This window comes from Lachnoanaerobaculum sp. Marseille-Q4761 (assembly GCF_017565785.1).
Lineage (GTDB): Bacteria > Bacillota > Clostridia > Lachnospirales > Lachnospiraceae > Lachnoanaerobaculum.
This window is the reverse complement of sequence record NZ_JAGEKB010000001.1, coordinates 876,072-892,400: the sequence shown is the minus strand read 5'-3', so window position 1 is coordinate 892,400 and position 16,329 is coordinate 876,072. Positions and strand designations below refer to the sequence as shown.

The 16,329-nt window shown below is 35.3% G+C and carries 15 protein-coding genes; 5 read left to right on the top strand and 10 right to left on the bottom strand.

Annotated features, from left to right (window positions below; all coding sequences use genetic code 11):
* Positions 1-40 precede the first annotated feature (40 nt).
* From J4O15_RS04140 to dnaA, 10 genes are all read right to left on the bottom strand, one after another.
* The gene (locus J4O15_RS04140; protein WP_009221213.1) at positions 41-1,699 is read right to left on the bottom strand and encodes a Na/Pi cotransporter family protein; all 1,659 of its coding nucleotides are present in this window, start codon (positions 1,697-1,699) and stop codon (positions 41-43) included.
* 297 nt (positions 1,700-1,996) lie between these two features.
* Positions 1,997-3,322 carry an IS1380 family transposase gene (locus J4O15_RS04135; protein ID WP_208099814.1) on the bottom strand — a complete coding sequence of 442 codons (1,326 nt, stop codon included), beginning with the start codon at positions 3,320-3,322 and terminating at the stop codon, positions 1,997-1,999.
* A 351-nt stretch (positions 3,323-3,673) separates the two neighbouring features.
* On the bottom strand, positions 3,674-4,945 hold the full coding sequence (locus J4O15_RS04130) for a diaminopimelate decarboxylase (RefSeq protein ID WP_208099813.1): 1,272 nt from the start codon (positions 4,943-4,945) through the stop codon (positions 3,674-3,676).
* Between the two features lie 12 nt (positions 4,946-4,957).
* Positions 4,958-7,432, bottom strand: a complete 2,475-nt coding sequence (gene gyrA, locus J4O15_RS04125) for a DNA gyrase subunit A (RefSeq protein WP_208099812.1) — start codon at positions 7,430-7,432, stop codon at positions 4,958-4,960.
* A 16-nt stretch (positions 7,433-7,448) separates the two neighbouring features.
* Entirely contained in the window at positions 7,449-9,362 is a 1,914-nt protein-coding gene (gyrB, locus tag J4O15_RS04120) for a DNA topoisomerase (ATP-hydrolyzing) subunit B (protein ID WP_208099811.1), read from the bottom strand.
* A 156-nt stretch (positions 9,363-9,518) separates the two neighbouring features.
* Positions 9,519-9,782, bottom strand: a complete 264-nt coding sequence (locus tag J4O15_RS04115) for a SemiSWEET family transporter (RefSeq protein ID WP_007594929.1) — start codon at positions 9,780-9,782, stop codon at positions 9,519-9,521.
* 277 nt (positions 9,783-10,059) lie between these two features.
* The gene (gene recF, locus J4O15_RS04110; protein WP_009221217.1) at positions 10,060-11,151 is read right to left on the bottom strand and encodes a DNA replication/repair protein RecF; all 1,092 of its coding nucleotides are present in this window, start codon (positions 11,149-11,151) and stop codon (positions 10,060-10,062) included.
* Complete coding sequence (locus tag J4O15_RS04105) at positions 11,126-11,338, bottom strand: RNA-binding S4 domain-containing protein (protein ID WP_009221218.1); 213 nt, start codon at positions 11,336-11,338, stop codon at positions 11,126-11,128. Before J4O15_RS04105 ends, recF begins: the two co-directional genes overlap by 26 nt.
* 28 nt (positions 11,339-11,366) lie before the next feature.
* On the bottom strand, positions 11,367-12,476 hold the full coding sequence (gene dnaN, locus J4O15_RS04100; RefSeq protein WP_208099810.1) for a DNA polymerase III subunit beta: 1,110 nt from the start codon (positions 12,474-12,476) through the stop codon (positions 11,367-11,369).
* Between the two features lie 191 nt (positions 12,477-12,667).
* Positions 12,668-14,056: a chromosomal replication initiator protein DnaA gene (gene dnaA / locus J4O15_RS04095; protein WP_009221220.1), complete on the bottom strand. Its 1,389-nt coding sequence runs from the start codon at positions 14,054-14,056 to the stop codon at positions 12,668-12,670.
* A gap of 104 nt (positions 14,057-14,160) precedes the next feature.
* Between dnaA and J4O15_RS04090 the strand changes: the two genes are divergently transcribed.
* The 5 genes from J4O15_RS04090 (at position 14,161) to yidD (ending at position 16,289) form a co-directional block, all read left to right on the top strand.
* Positions 14,161-14,304 carry a hypothetical protein gene (locus J4O15_RS04090; RefSeq protein ID WP_156791599.1) on the top strand — a complete coding sequence of 48 codons (144 nt, stop codon included), beginning with the start codon at positions 14,161-14,163 and terminating at the stop codon, positions 14,302-14,304.
* A gap of 383 nt (positions 14,305-14,687) precedes the next feature.
* Positions 14,688-15,317, top strand: a complete 630-nt coding sequence (locus J4O15_RS04085; RefSeq protein ID WP_208099809.1) for an ECF transporter S component — start codon at positions 14,688-14,690, stop codon at positions 15,315-15,317.
* Positions 15,318-15,434: 117 nt separating this feature from the next.
* Positions 15,435-15,569: a 50S ribosomal protein L34 gene (gene rpmH, locus J4O15_RS04080; protein ID WP_007594921.1), complete on the top strand. Its 135-nt coding sequence runs from the start codon at positions 15,435-15,437 to the stop codon at positions 15,567-15,569.
* A gap of 149 nt (positions 15,570-15,718) precedes the next feature.
* Positions 15,719-16,096, top strand: coding sequence for a ribonuclease P protein component (rnpA, locus tag J4O15_RS04075; protein WP_208099808.1), 378 nt, complete (start codon positions 15,719-15,721; stop codon positions 16,094-16,096).
* Positions 16,053-16,289: a membrane protein insertion efficiency factor YidD gene (gene yidD / locus J4O15_RS04070; RefSeq protein ID WP_208099807.1), complete on the top strand. Its 237-nt coding sequence runs from the start codon at positions 16,053-16,055 to the stop codon at positions 16,287-16,289. Before rnpA ends, yidD begins: the two co-directional genes overlap by 44 nt.
* Positions 16,290-16,329 lie beyond the last annotated feature (40 nt).

Below are 16,329 nucleotides of genomic sequence, written 5' to 3'. Positions count from 1 at the left end.
ATTATAAACATAATTGCAAGTAAATCTTTAAAACTTATTATTATATTTCATTCTTTATATAGCCGACAATATTTGTAGCATGGTCTGAAATACGCTCCAGATTACTTATAATATCAAGGAAAGCAATACCTGCCTGCGGATTGCAATCTCCCTTTGACAATCTTTCAATATGCTTTTCTCTAAACTCATCCTCAAGCATATCCACTTCATCCTCAAGCTTATTTACCTTTCTTATAGCTTTCAGTGCATCACCGCTTCTTGCATTGAGTGCAATTTCAAATGCCTCTATGCTGTCTTTTGAAATCTCCGCCAGATCCTCCTTGCCCAGATCACTGAATTCAAGATCGTTGTCTATCATATACTTGGCATTTTCAGACAGATTATCCGCATGATCACCGACTCTTTCTATATCGGTAACCATATTAAAGAGATTGTTTACATGCTTTTTTTGACTTTCACTTAATGAGAGATTGTCCACTTTTATAAGAAATTCAGTCAGAGCTTCCTGCATATCATCAAGCTTTTTCTCACATTTTGCTACTGTTTCTATATCTTCAAGACTCTTATTATTTATAGCACTGATAGCCGCATTCAAACTCTTTAGTGCAATTTCTCCCATACGGGATACTTCATTATTTGCAGTCTGTACCGCAAAGGCAGGGCTTAAAAGCACTCTTTCATCAAGCTGTAGTACAGGTTCTTTTTCCTCTTCCACAACTTCTTCATCCTTGCCTCTTACAAGCATTCCCGAGAGTTTAACCAAAGTATTTGCAAAAGGGAATAATAATGTCGTCATTGTAAAATTAAACAATGTATGAAACAGTGATATTTCTACGGCATTGATTGTGTGATTTGCAAGACTTTTATTTATTGAAAATACTGCAAATCCGAGGATACCGAATACTACCGCTCCCAGAGTATTAAATAACAGATGGATTGCTGCCGCTCTCTTTGCCGTTCTTGAGCTGCCCACACTTGATATAATGGCAGTCACACAGGAACCTATATTCTGACCTAATGTGATATATATTGCGGCTGAAGTGGTTACAACTCCGTTAAAAGCCAATGTCTGCAAAATACCTACAGATGCCGATGAGCTTTGCATCAGGGCGGTTACCACTATACCCACTATAATTCCAAGTATAGGATTACCTCCAAGTACCCTGAATGCCTCCGAGAAGATAGGTAGTGTAGTAAACGGCTTTATATTTCCCGCCATCAAATCCAGCCCCATAAAGAGCATTCCAAGTCCTATAAGTATTTCACCGATTGTCTTTTTTCTATCCTTTTTTGAGAAGATAATAAGTCCTGCACCTATTCCTATGAGCACCGGTGCATAAAATCCCGGTTTTAACATTTCCATAGACTCTCCTATAGTACCTATGGAAACTATCCACGCTGTAATGGTTGTACCTATATTGGCACCCATGATTACTCCTACAGCCTGTACCAGTGTCAACACTCCCGCACTTACAAAACCTACAACCATTACGGTAGTAGCACCTGAGCTTTGTATTATTGCCGTTATCAATGCACCGAGCATAATAGCTGTAAATCTGTTATCAGTTATCTTGCTCAAAAAATGCTGCATTTTTCCGCCCGCAGTCTTTTGCATACCGTCTGCCATGATATGCATTCCGTACAGAAACATACCCAGACCGCCTACAAAGCCGAAGAGATATGATATTTTATCAATCATTTTCATTCCTCTTTCTTACTTAGTATAATTATATACCTAAGTATATAATGCCTTAGTCTTGTACATTCTATCAAGTTCTTACATTTTAAGCAATATAAGATTACAACTCTTTGAATTTATAAATACTAAACCTGAATTATTCACCACAGTAGATTTGGCTTAAAAAGCCTACAAGATAATTGTTTTATAAAGCTATCTCGTTCGTAAGTTGGAAAATCACCTGAAAAAAGGGTGCACTATCCCTATGTATCAAAAATAGTCATTTGATATTGGATTATCAAGGCTCATAAGTTACTACTATTCCAACTGTAGTGGCAGTTTCATAATGTTTGAAATCGTTTCATAGAATTCTTTCTTATAAGGGCAACTGCTACACAATTTGAGTACTATATATCTTGCCTTATTTACTACTTTTGCAGCTACTTTTAGCAACTTTAAGCGAATGGTATTGATTTGTTGCTTTCTCATATTTGTAGAGAGCACCAATCGCCTAAACCAATTAAACAGGTTGTATGCAAGAGCATGTACCTGTAAACGATTTGCGTTGACTACCTTGGTTCGACTGCTTACTGAAGAAAAACCAAACCCTGATTTACCTTCTTTTATGAAGTTCTCCATCTTGCCACGCCCACAATAAAATTGAATTACTTTGTGTGGTTCTGATTTCATTGTAGTGACAATAAAAGTATATAGGTGAATAAACTGATTATAGGGTTTTTCTACTTTAAAAACAACTCTCCTTGGATGCGACCAACTTCCTGCCTGATAATAGAACTCACCGTATTCCACCATATAATCCGTTTGATTTTCACGGGCTGCTCTAAATAATGCTGTATCAGCATCTGCAGCGTATTTTATCAATGTTCGGTTTTGCTTCAAGCGGATTGCATACTTACAGTCGTTATCTTCGCAAGCCTTGTATAAATCAGGAGAAGCAAAACCGCTATCACCACGAAGATAAAGAGGGAGCGATGGATATTTTGCACGGTATTCCTGTAACAGTGGAATCATGAATTTGTCAGCATCATTACTACAATACTGTGTGCCGTTACGAAGTTCAGCCTTTAAAAGATCACCTGTAATTCCGTCATAGCAAAGTAGTGGATGATAACCGTGAGCCTGATAATGAAAGTTAAAACCTTCGCCTTCCTGCTTGCCGTAGGTGTTAAGCAGTGTAGAATCAAGGTCAAACATCATGTGCTCCGGAGCCTTAATAGAATAGACAATATCACGCATTTTTGCATTTATAGAATCAAGCTGTGTAAGAGTGTCGTTGTCCATTCTATTCCAAAAACGAGATAGTGTAGGTTGAGAAGCCAAGGCTTCTTTTTCCAAAATAGATGTTAATACCGGATCATTAATCAGTTCATCTGCACAATCATCCTCAAAATAGGCTGCTATAATTTGGTAGAGCATCTGCATAAGGTTATCAGAATCTGTATGAATACGGCTGTTTGTATGGTCATTGGTTTTGAAGAGCTTTTTCACAAGCTTTATAAGACCTACCTTTGCAGCGAATTCTTTGATGAGGAGCAGCCCTCCATCAGAAGAGAGATTTCCACCGTTAAAATTTATTTTAATTTTCTTGTTGCTTTCAAGTGAAATAGTGTTTAAAATTGACATAAGAGGACTTCCTTTCCTTGGCATTGTTTTGATTTGACACCTTAATTTTACCAAGAAAGAGGTCCTTTTTCTATTCACTTTTTAGGTGAAAGTAAGAAAGTTTTGTAAATGCAGTAATTATGTGGCTTTCAGCCGCAGACATAGCTATGCTATGAATAATTTAGGCTAAAAAAGCACCTTTTTTAGAGGTGCCTTCTTAAGGATTTCTATATATAGGATTCATTGTAAGTGCTTCTTTATGATGATGTAATGTTATCATACTTCATCGTAAAATAATTGAAATACTCCTAAACTTATTCTGAATTATTTCTTAATCCTAAAATTTATAAAATCTATATCTTCACTTTTGATTTACTTTAAATACTTATCCATTATATCGCAAAAATCAAAGGTCGCAAAATAGTCTTTGGAAGTCTCGGCTCTTCTTATAAGCTTTACATTTCCGTCTTCCTGTAATAAAAGTTCTGCCGATTTTAACTTTCCGTTATAATTATATCCCATTGCAAATCCATGCGCTCCGGTATCATGTATATAGATATAATCTCCCTTATCTATCTTTGGCAGCTTTCTGTCTATTGCAAATTTATCATTGTTCTCACATAATGCACCGACCACATCATAGACATAATCATCTTTTTCATCTTCCTTACCCAAAACGCTAAGATGGTGATATGCCCCGTACATAGCCGGACGCATCAGATTGGTCGCACAGGCATCAACACCTATATATTCCTTATATGTATGCTTTTCATGTACGGCTTTTGTTACCAAAGCGCCATACGGTCCGAGCATATATCTTCCAAGCTCACTGAATATGGATACATCATTTATATCATTTGCTGTAAGTACCTCATCATAAGCTTTTTTTACACCCTTACCTATCTCAAAGATATCATTTGGCTCTTCATCCGGAGTATATGGTATACCTACTCCTCCCGAAAGGTTTATAAAGCTTACACAGATACCGCATTCATTCTTTATCCTTACCGCAAACTCAAATAACTCTCTTGCAAGCTTTGGATAGTATTCATTTGTAACCGTATTGCTGGCAAGAAAGGCATGAATACCGAAATTTTTTACACCTTTTGACTTCATTATATTAAAGGCTTCTATGATCTGATCAGGAGTCATACCGTATTTTGCATCTCCCGGATTGTCCATTATACCGTTTGACATAGTAAAGACTCCACCCGGATTATATCTTGCACTCATAGTTTCAGGTAAACCGCCGCATACCTTCTCTACATATTCTATATGTGTGATATCATCCAGATTTATTATTGCGCCCAGATCATTTGCAAACTTAAATTCCTCTATAGGGGTTTCATTGGATGAAAACATTATATCTTTTCCCGTAAAACCGCAGGCATCCGCAAGTTCAAGCTCAGTCATAGATGAACAATCCACACCGCAGCCACATTCCTTTAATATATTCATTATAAAGGGATTGGGGGTAGCTTTTACTGCAAAATATTCTTTAAAGCCTTTATTCCATGAAAAAGCCTCCCTTAATTTTTTTGCATTCTCCCTGATTCCCTTTTCATCATATATATGCCATGGAGTAGGGTATGTCTTTACAATTTCCTCTACCATATCCAAAGTCAAAAACGGTGTTTTTTTCATTTTATGTCCTTTCTATGTATTGCTTTCTTCCACGGATTCAGTGTTTTTCTCTTCTCTGACCTTTGCAATACTTGCAATCTTTGTATCACTTTCTCTGTCTATATTCATAAGCTTCACACCTGTAGCAGCTCTTCCCAGTACCGATATTCCGCTTACTTCTATTCTGATAATAATACCCTCTGTGGTTATCAGCAAAATCTCTCTGTCTTCATTAACAAGCTTTGCTCCTACAAGTTTTCCGGTCTTATCATTATCCTTATAGCATATGATACCCTTACCACCTCTGTTTTGAACTTTGAACTCGGATATTTTTGTTCTCTTCCCATATCCGTACTCTGAAACAAGAAGCAAATATTCACCCTGTGATGCAAGCTGCATTCCTATAACTTCATCTGCTTCATTAAGTCTCATACCTCTAACACCGGTAGCACCCCTGCCCATAGCTCTTATATCCTTATCATTTATTCTGATACACATACCGTATTTTGAAACTATAATAAGATCATCATCACCATGAGTCACTTTTACTTCTATGAGTTCATCATCCTCTGTCAGGTTAATAGCCGCCAAGCCGTTCTTTCTGATATTATCAAAAAGATTTATCCGACATTTCTTTATAGTTCCCTTTTTGGTTACCATAAACAGATAGCCCTCACCTGAGCTTGCCTCACTCGGAATAATAGCTGAAATCTTTTCATCAGGCTGCAATTGTAAAAGATTTACTATTGCAATACCTCTTGCAGTCCTTGAAGCCTCAGGTATCTTATATCCCTTGATGGTATATACTCTACCCTTATTTGTAAAGAAATATATATCCTTATGAGTGGTTGACATTACTATATCTTCTATAAAGTCATCATCAATGGTCTGCATACCCTTGATGCCCTTACCGCCTCTGTTTTGAACATTAAAATTGTCGGGGCTCATTCTCTTTATATATCCAAGCTTTGTCATTGCAATGATAATATCTTCTTTCTGGATAAGGTCCTCATCCTCCATCTCATCATCCTGAATAAAGCCTGTTCTTCTGTCATCCTTATATTTTCCTTCAACTATAAGTATTTCTTCTTTTATTACACCAAGAAGCTTTTTATTATCAGCCAAAATACCCTCAAAATATTCTATCTTAGATAAAAGCTCATTGTACTCTGCTTCAAGTCTTTCTCTTTCCAGACCTGTAAGAGCTCTAAGACGCATATCTACTATAGCCTGCGCCTGTACATCGCTAAGCCCGAATCTCTTTATAAGTTCTTCTTTTGCAATATTTACATTTGCACTTCCTCTGATAATCTTTATGATCTCATCAATATTATCAAGAGCAATAAGAAGACCTTCCAATATATGAGCTCTTTCCTTTGCTTTATTAAGGTCATACTTAGTTCTTCTTGTTACCACATCTTCCTGATGTGCAAGATAGTATTCAAGCATTTGCAAAATATTAAGAACCTTTGGCTGGTTATTTACAAGTGCAAGCATATTTACGCCGAAAGTTTCCTGAAGCTGAGTATGCTTATACAATCTGTTTAATATAACATTTGCATTCACATCTCTTCTAAGTTCTATAACAACCCTCATTCCCTCACGGTTTGACTCATCTCTAAGATCTGTGATGCCGTCTACTTTCTTATCCTTTACAAGTTCGGCTATTTTTTCTATAAGCTTTGCTTTATTTACAAGATATGGAAGTTCTGTAACAACGATTCTGTTTTTTCCGTTTTGCATGGACTCTATTTCAGATACCGCTCTTACCTTTATCTTTCCCCTACCGGTGGTATAGGCATCCCTGATACCCTTTATACCTAAAATATGTGCTCCTGTCGGGAAATCAGGTCCCTTTACAATATCAAGCATTTCATCGATAGAGGTTTCTTTTTCTTCTATCTTATTATCTATTATTCTTACTACCGCATTTATTACTTCACTAAGATTATGCGGAGGTATATTGGTAGCCATTCCTACCGCAATACCTGTAGTACCGTTTACCAATATATTCGGATATCTTGCCGGCATTACTGTAGGCTCTTTTTCCGTCTCATCAAAGTTCGGAGCAAAATCCACAGTATCCTTATTTATATCGGCGAGCATCTCCATGGCAATCTTTGACAATCTTGCCTCTGTATATCTCATGGCAGCCGCACCGTCTCCGTCCACTGAGCCGAAGTTTCCATGCCCGTCTACCAGAGGATATCTCATGGACCATTCCTGAGCCATATTTACCAATGAGCCGTATATTGAGCTGTCTCCATGTGGGTGATATTTACCCATTGTATCTCCGACGATACGGGCACATTTTCTATGCGGCTTATCCGGTCCGTTATTCAATTCTATCATAGAAAAAAGCACTCTTCTTTGTACAGGCTTTAATCCGTCCCTGATATCCGGAAGTGCTCTTGCTGCAATAACACTCATTGCATAGTCAATATATGACTTTTCCATGGTTTTCTTTAAGTCGATTTCATTAAACTTGTCGAAAACATTTGGTTCCATATTTTAACCTACCTTTTTAAATATCCAAATTCGATACATACTTTGCATTTGCTTCTATAAATTCTCTTCTTGGAGCTACCTGGTCTCCCATCAAAGTATTGAATGTAATATCCGTTTCTGAGAGCATCGAATCATCAAGTACCACCTTTTTTAATACTCTTCGCTCGGGATCCATTGTGGTTTCCCAAAGCTGCTCAGCATCCATCTCTCCAAGACCTTTATATCTTTGTATCTTATTATTTTGATCTCTTCCAACTTCTTTTAATATATTGTCAAGCTCTTCATCAGAGTATGCATACCATACCTTTTTATTCTTCTCAAGCTTATATAGAGGAGGTTGTGCCAGATATACATGACCTTCCTTTATAAGCTCGGGCATAAATCTGTATATAAATGTGAGCATCAAAGTATCGATATGTGCTCCATCCACATCAGCATCTGTCATTATAATGATCTTATTGTAGCGAAGCTTGCTGATATCGAAATCTTTTTGTATACCTGTACCGAATGCCGTAATCATTGCTTTTATCTCTGCATTTGAATATATCTTATCAAGCCTTGCCTTCTCTACATTCAGTATCTTTCCTCTAAGCGGCAATATAGCCTGAGTATCTCTTTTTCTTGCAGATTTTGCAGAACCGCCCGCAGAATCTCCCTCGACTATAAAGATCTCACATTCCTCAGGATTTTTACTTGAACAATCAGCAAGTTTGCCGGGCAAGCTCATACCGTCAAGTGCAGACTTTCTTCTTGTCAGATCTCTTGCCTTTCTTGCAGCGGCTCTTGCTCTTTGTGCGGTAATAGCCTTTTCACTTATAAGCTTTGCAACTCCCGGATTTTGCTCAAGGAAATAAGTAAGCTGCTCACTTACTACAGCATTTACCGCAGTCTGTGCTTCAGAGTTTCCAAGCTTTTGCTTGGTCTGACCTTCAAATTGCGGATCCTGTATCTTTACTGAAATTATAGCTACAAGCCCCTCTCTGATATCTTCTCCGGAAAGATTCTCCTCATTTTCTTTCAGCAATTTATTGTTTCTGGCATACTCATTAAAAGTTTTTGTAAGTGCATTTTTAAAGCCTGAAAGATGTGTTCCGCCCTCCGGAGTATTTATATTGTTTACAAAGGTATATATACTTTCGGTATAGGTATCATTATGTTGCATTGCAACTTCAACTACCACCTTTTCTTTTATACCCTCACAATATATTACATCTTCATATATCGGTGATTTACTTTTATTGAGATAAGTAACAAATTCCTTGATACCGCCCTCGTAGTGGAAGGACATTTCTCTTTTTTCTGCTCTTTTATCTATGAGAGTAATCTTTAATGCCTTTGTAAGGAATGCTGTTTCTCGAAGTCTTACTTTTAATATATCAAAGTCATATACGGTTTCTTCAAATATAGTTGCATCCGGTAAAAAGCTGACTTCAGTTCCGCTTTCCTCCGGTGAACATTCACCTATAACCTTTATATCCTCAACAACTTTTCCTTTTTCAAATCTCATATGATAGATTTTACAATCTTTATAAACCTTTACATCCAGCCATGTAGATAATGCGTTTACTACAGATGCACCTACTCCATGCAGTCCGCCTGAGGTCTTATATCCTCCGCCACCGAATTTTCCCCCGGCATGCAGTATTGTAAATACTACCTCAAGCGCCGGCTTTCCTGCCTTTTGCTGAATGTCTACCGGTATACCTCTACCATTATCTCTTACAGTGATTGAATTATCTTCATTTATTTTTACCTTTATCTCGGTACAAAATCCTGCAAGAGCCTCATCTACAGAGTTATCTACTATCTCATAAACAAGATGATGAAGACCCCTTGATGATATTGAACCAATATACATTCCGGGTCTTACTCTAACGGCCTCTAAACCTTCCAGTATTTGAATTTGGGATGCATCATACTCTGTACTCATACTATCTCCTTTAAATCATCTGAGAATACATTCTCAGGAAAATTTACTCTTAATGTCATATCGATATATTATAACATTTTTTTTGAAAATGTGGAATAAAATTACTACATATAAATAAGAAAAAAGGGGTGCCACGCACCCCTAAAATATACATTATTACAAAGCTGTTATAAAAGTCAAAAATCCGAAAACTACACCTGCCGCATTCGGTATAATAAGGATATAATCTATTTTATGTTCATTTGTTAAGCCATATATAACCCATAACAAACAAGATATTGCCGCTACAAGCGGCTGCAGCGGTTGAGATTTCTCACCACCTATATTTGCTATAATTTGCGGTATATAAGATAAGAATACTAAAACTCCGATAAATGCTCCTATAGATCCTATGAATGTATTAATTCTCTTTTTTGTCATTGAATATTACCTCCGAAATCAGTTTATAAATATACATGTGTGAATTTATGTGTGATAATATAACACACAATTTTGAAGGTTGCAAATTTTAACAGAGTTTTACGAAGATTTTAACATTATTTTTTTATATATTATCATTTTTGCATTCTGTATTTTTATTAGTTTTTAACAAGGTGTGAGTTTTTTATTTTTATTTACATCCACATAACACCACAAAAAAGGATTTTTTTATTACTCAAAATTTAAACAATTTTATAAAATCCTTGTATACAATTATTTAATTATATTCACTTTCTTTTATTGTACCATTTGTTACTTTAAATACCTTTCCAATATCCAAAGATTTATTCAAAAAATCTTCAACACCTGTACAGGTAATCAAAGTTTGAATATGTTTTATGGACTCCAAAAGATGAGACTGTCTTTTTCCGTCAAGCTCGGATAATACATCATCCAGTAAAAGTACCGGAAATTCTCCGTATCTTGATTTTATAAGCTCTATCTCGGATAATTTTAATGATAATGCAAGACTTCTTTGTTGACCTTGTGAGCCGAATTTTTTCAAATCCATTTCTCCGTTTAGAAAAAATGAAAAATCATCTCTATGTGGTCCTACATTTGTAGTCTTATACCTTATATCACTTGTTCTTGATTTTTTCAGTTCTTCTTCAAAATCATCTTTTTCAACATTCTTTTCATATACTACATTTATCTTCTCACCACCTGAGAGTAAAGAGTGTATACCGTAAATGACCTCATTTAATTCCTTTATAAAGGCTTCTCTATAAGCAATCAAATCCTTACCGTACTTCACAAGTTGCATATCCCAGATATCCAAAGTATCCTCAACACCGCTCTTAAAACCGATTTCTTTTAAAAGCTTGTTTCTCTGATCAAGCACCTTATTGTAGGTAACCAAAGTGGAAACATAGAGCTTATTTAACTGACAAAGTTCCATGTCCACAAAATTTCTTCTTTCCTTAGGACTTCTCTTGATAATATTCAAATCTTCAGGAGAAAAAAATACAACATTGCAGGTACCGAAAAGCTCACTGAGCTTTCTTATCGGAATACCGTTTATTGCAACTCCCTTAGACTTACTTTTTTTCAAATGCATATCAAGCCTTACAGACGAGCTGTTTTTTTCTATCATCAGCTTAATATGCGATTCATTGCTTCCGAATTTTATAATATCTTTATCTTTACTTCCTCTATGAGACTTCGAAGTGGTGGCAAGATATATTGACTCCAAAATATTTGTCTTTCCCTGCGCATTATCACCGTAAAATATATTTACACCGCTTGAAAGCTTTATATCCAAATTCTCATAGTTTCTATAATCCTTAAGCTCCAACGATTCGATAATCATTATTCTCGTATGTAAATATATCGCCGTCTCTAAGCTTTTTACCTCTCCTAAGCTCTACCTCGGAGTTTACCAAAACCTCACCTGCCTGTATAACCATCTTGGCTTCTGAGCCCATGGATACGGCACCTGCAAGTTTCATAGCCTGCTCAAGCTTTATATATTCATCTCTAATTCTAACTTCTTGCATATTTTATCCTTACTTGTTCTAAAACTTTTTATCCGACAAAATTCACCGGCAATATAAGGTATGTATAGGTATTTTTATCATCCCTTATAAAACATGGGGATTTTGCATTTGTAAAATAAATATTTACAAAATCATCATCAATAACCTTTAATGCATCCACCAAAAATTTCGGATTAAAAGCGATCTTTAAATCATTTCCGCTTTTTTCAATATTAACTTTAGCATCCATAAATCCAAGCGAAGAATTTACAGACAGTGTAAGCAAGCTGCTTTCAATCTCCATTATCAAAGGCTTATGCTCATTTTCCCTGATAAGGATCATTGCCTGCTCTATAGCACTTTGCAATCTGTTTCTGCTCACAGTTACCTTCGTATCATAATCATTTGATAACATTGTTTCGATTCTAAAATATTCACCGTCCAAAATTCTTGAAAGTACCAAAGTTTTATCAAATTCAAACAGTATATGATCCTTTGAAAAATAAATACTCACATACTTTTGAGTATCACTGTCAATTATCCTCATAACTTCCTGTAAGGATTTGATCGGAACAACGCATCTTTGATTTTTAAAATCGCCGTTTAACTCTATATTTCTGATAGACATTCTATGCCCGTCGAGAGTAACAAATTTTGCTATAGTATCCTTCACATCAATAAGTTCTCCACCCATCATACGGTTTATATCACTTATAGCTGTGGAAAACTCTGTCTGTCTGATAACTTCTTTTAGACTGAATTGTGAAAGCTTAATAAAATCATCCTTATCAATTTGCGGCATAGGTATAAATTCCACCGGATCTATGCCCATAATATTAAAAACAGCCTGCTCACATCTGATGGTGGTCTTAAATTCCTTATCTACATCCAGTTCAATCAGTGAATCCGTATTTTCAAACTTTCTTACAATATCGGAAAACAGTTTTGCATTAAGCACCACCCCTCCCGGATTTACTATAATGCCATCCACCTCTGTTTGAATTGACAGTTCGGTATCTGTAGCATCCAAAAATACTCTGTTATCCTTTGCAGTTATAAGTATTGATTCTAAAATAACACTTGAAGTCTTTGTAGATACAGCTTTCATTGCTATACCCAGGGCATTGACTAATTGTGCTTTTTGAAATTTTAAATTCATTTTGCCTCCGGTTGCGATTTTTGACTTAAAAGGCAAGTCATTCGCCATGATAAATAATTAAATAAATTTTAGTATTAGTATTATTATAGTATGTGGATAAGTGCAAAAGTCTTAAAAGCCTTGTAAACACTGTGTTTTTGGTCGATTTTTATGAACATCGCCATGTTTGGTAAATACCCGTATAATCTTGATTACTGTGGAGAAATCTTTTTTTTGATAGTTTCAATAGTCTGATTGAGTTCATTATCAGATACAATTCTTCTTGTGATAACATCCTCGGAATTGACTATTGTGGAGTGATCTCTGTCACCTAAGAACTGACCGATTTTAGTCTGGGTATCATTTGTCATTTTCCTGCACAGATAAACCGTAATATGCCTTGCGGTTGCAACAGGTTCCTTCCTGCCCTTTGCCTTTAATTCAGCCACGGTAATATTAAAATGGTCGGCAACTACGGTTGCAATATACTCAGAGGTTATTTTGGTAGGCGCATCAGGTGTAATCATATCTTTTAATACAGACTTTGCAAGATCTATATCAATTTCCTGATTTTTATTAAGCCTGCTCATTGCATATAATTTATTTAAAGCGCCTTCAAGCATTCTGATATTGCTCTTTATATTTGTAGCAATAAATTGAATAACCTCATTATCTATATTTTTTCCGTCTCTTTCTTCCTTACTTCTAAGAATTGCCATTCTTGTTTCAAAGTCCGGAGAAAAAATTTCCACAGCCACGCCCCAGGCAAATCTGGAACGAAGCCTCTCTTCAAGGTTTTTTAACTCCATAGGAGGTCGGTCTGAAGAAAGAATTATTTGTTTTTTCTGTTCATACAATGCATTAAATGTATGGAAGAGTTCTTCCTGTATAGCATCCTTACCTCCGATAAATTGGATATCATCAATAAGAAGTACATCTACATTGCGGTATTTGGAGCGATACTCCTGCAGATTGCTGTTTTTTAATGCATCAATATATTCATTCAGGAATTTTTCACTACTTACATATAGGATGATGGAATCGGGATTATGCTCCAATATATAATGAGCAATGGAATGCATCAAGTGGGTTTTTCCAAGTCCTACACCTCCATATATAAAGAAGGGGTTATAATGCTCCCCGGGATTTTGGCTGCCGGGAGATTCAGCTACAGCGATAGCGGTGGCATGTGCCAAGTCATTACTTTTTCCGACTACAAATGTATCGAAAGTATATAACGGATCCAGATTTGCACTTAATAACTTGATATTATTGACCGGATGCCTTTTATTATCTATCAATATATTCTGACTTTTTTTAGTTTCCTGCTCTGATTTTTCTATAAAAACAACATTACATTTTATTAAAGTTACTTCCTCAATCGATACCGAAAGGTATAAGGAATATTTTTTTGTAACATAAGTTTTAAAAGGCAGTGAAGGAACAGTGATAATTAAAGTATAAATTCCCTTTGCATCCTTTTCAATGGATGTGGGAATCATCGGTTTTATCCAAGTATTATATGATACAGGTGAAAGCTCATAATCATCCCTTAAAAAAGTGATTATCTCTTCCCAACTGGATTTAATCTTATCTATCATCCTTTTTACTCCTTCTAGGATAATTGTAAACTATGTAAAGTATATCAAAAAATAATATTCATAGCAATGTAAAGAAAATGTAGAAAATGAAATTATCCACATAGATGTTCACAAAAATATGGATAAAGTGGTGGATTAAAATATATTTAAAACTTATCAGCAGTTTTAAATACAGAAAAAGTGAAGATAAAACAGGTTGTACACAGAGTGTTGATAATGATGTTGACAAAGAAAAAGCTTTAAAATAAAGGCTTATAAGAGATATCAACATAAAAGAGAATAATATTATCCACAAGCTATCAACAAAATGTTGATAAGTATTTTGAGATTATTTAAACTTTTAAAAATCAATATAAAATAAAAAATGTGGATAATTATGTTGAAAAGATTTTTTATACTGCGAATTTTTTAAAAATTTATCTTCTATATAATGAATATTCTTGAGTAAAAAGCTTTCTATGTCGATATAATATATTTGTTTATAAGTAAGTTTACACATCTAAAATCTATAAATAAAAATATATGTTTTTAGCAGAATTTCTAAATAAAAATATTGATAAAAAAGGGCTTTATATAATATAATATTACTTGCATTATATCCGTTTAGGAATAGTAGCGAGAGGAGAAAAAGATGAAGAGAGATTCTTATCAAAAGACAAAAAGAATGGTAATCATGGCTATCTTTATAGCAATAATTATTATTCAGACATTGGTACCTATTTTGGGATTTATACCGCTTGGTATAATGAATGCTACAATCATTCATGTAACTGTAGCTATAGGAGCAATTTTACTCGGTGCTAAGGAAGGTGCCGGGCTGGGATTTGTATTCGGACTTGGAAGTATGTGGAAAAATACATTTATGCCAAATCCTACATCCTTTTGTTTTTCACCGTTTGCACCGGCTATAGCAGGGTATACAGGAGGAATAAGATCGGTAATAGTATGCTTTGTTCCAAGAATCCTTGTAGGTGTAGTGGCGGCAATTATTTTTAAGGCAATCAGAAAAACAGGAAAAGTAAAAATAGCATTATTGGTAGCAGGTGCTATGGCAGCGATAACCAATACTATTTTGGTAATGAGCGGAATTTATTTTCTGTTTGGAGAGCATTATGCAAGTGCAACAGGCAGAGAATTAACACAATTACCTCTTGTTATAGTAGGTATAATAGGAACACAGGGTGTAGCGGAAGCAATAGTATCTTCGATACTGACTTTGGCAGTAGCGGGAACCCTATTAAAAATAAGCGAAGAGAGATAAAGCTATTGACTTGTAATGCTTCTTTTTATATAATATTAGGGTGCGTTCTTTGGAAAGTAAAGAACATAGACTTAAAAAAGACCAGGCAAAAGAGAAGAAGTAAGGAGGTGCAGGATCATGAAGATGACATTCCAACCTAAGAAAAGACAAAGATCTAAGGTTCACGGTTTTAGAGCAAGAATGAGTTCAGCAGGCGGAAGAAAAGTATTAGCTGCCAGAAGAGCAAAGGGAAGAGCTAGATTATCAGCTTAAAAAAATATGGCAATAGCCGAAAAACAGATGATTGCTACATTATGTAGCAAAGGATTTATCTGTCGAAGATTACTTAGGGATAGTCTTATGACTATCCCTTTAATTTAAGCGATAGAATGCAAAATGAGGTTTGCATTTGAGGAGTTTGTGTGAAAAATTTTCCTTCTTTAAAAAGTAATTCTGATTTTCAAAGGGTGTATAAGAACGGAAAGTCATATGCCAATAAAACTCTTGTAATGTATGTATATAGAAATGAATTGTCTTATAATAGAATAGGGATATCGGTTTCAAAAAAAAATGGTAATAGCGTAGTAAGGCATACATTTATAAGAAAAATCAGAGAGATTTTCAGGCTGAATAAGATAGAGAAAAAAGGATTGGATATAATAGTAGTAGTACGAGTAGGTGCAGATGTAAGTGATTATCATAAATTGGAAAAAGCTTATTTACATTTGCTTAAATCAGATAGACTGGATAAGGAAGATGTTGAAGAAAATAAACAGCTTAGTAATAAAGGGTATGATTAAGCTTATTAGATTCTATCAAAAATACCTGTCACCGCTAAAGGTAAGGACACATTGTATTTATTCCCCCACCTGTTCACAGTATGCTATAGAGGCTTTAAAAAAGCATGGCATATTAAAAGGGACAATTTTAAGTATATGGAGAATACTTAGATGTAATCCTTTGGCAAAGGGCGGTTATGATCCCGTGCCATAAGATAAAGGAATTTAGTAAGTTAATATTAGAAATCTAATAA

Excerpts from the sequence above, each read along its gene's own strand:
- J4O15_RS04140 (WP_009221213.1), bottom strand. The coding sequence starts at position 1,699 with ATGATTGATAAAATATCATATCTCTTCGGCTTTGTAGGCGGTCTGGGT.
- J4O15_RS04135 (WP_208099814.1), bottom strand. The coding sequence starts at position 3,322 with ATGTCAATTTTAAACACTATTTCACTTGAAAGCAACAAGAAAATTAAA.
- J4O15_RS04130 (WP_208099813.1), bottom strand. The coding sequence starts at position 4,945 with ATGAAAAAAACACCGTTTTTGACTTTGGATATGGTAGAGGAAATTGTA.
- gyrA (WP_208099812.1), bottom strand. The coding sequence starts at position 7,432 with ATGGAACCAAATGTTTTCGACAAGTTTAATGAAATCGACTTAAAGAAA.
- gyrB (WP_208099811.1), bottom strand. The coding sequence starts at position 9,362 with ATGAGTACAGAGTATGATGCATCCCAAATTCAAATACTGGAAGGTTTA.
- J4O15_RS04115 (WP_007594929.1), bottom strand. The coding sequence starts at position 9,782 with ATGACAAAAAAGAGAATTAATACATTCATAGGATCTATAGGAGCATTT.
- recF (WP_009221217.1), bottom strand. The coding sequence starts at position 11,151 with ATGATTATCGAATCGTTGGAGCTTAAGGATTATAGAAACTATGAGAAT.
- J4O15_RS04105 (WP_009221218.1), bottom strand. The coding sequence starts at position 11,338 with ATGCAAGAAGTTAGAATTAGAGATGAATATATAAAGCTTGAGCAGGCT.
- dnaN (WP_208099810.1), bottom strand. The coding sequence starts at position 12,476 with ATGAATTTAAAATTTCAAAAAGCACAATTAGTCAATGCCCTGGGTATA.
- dnaA (WP_009221220.1), bottom strand. The coding sequence starts at position 14,056 with ATGATAGATAAGATTAAATCCAGTTGGGAAGAGATAATCACTTTTTTA.
- J4O15_RS04090 (WP_156791599.1), top strand. The coding sequence starts at position 14,161 with ATGTTCACAAAAATATGGATAAAGTGGTGGATTAAAATATATTTAAAA.
- J4O15_RS04085 (WP_208099809.1), top strand. The coding sequence starts at position 14,688 with ATGAAGAGAGATTCTTATCAAAAGACAAAAAGAATGGTAATCATGGCT.
- rpmH (WP_007594921.1), top strand. The coding sequence starts at position 15,435 with ATGAAGATGACATTCCAACCTAAGAAAAGACAAAGATCTAAGGTTCAC.
- yidD (WP_208099807.1), top strand. The coding sequence starts at position 16,053 with ATGTTGAAGAAAATAAACAGCTTAGTAATAAAGGGTATGATTAAGCTT.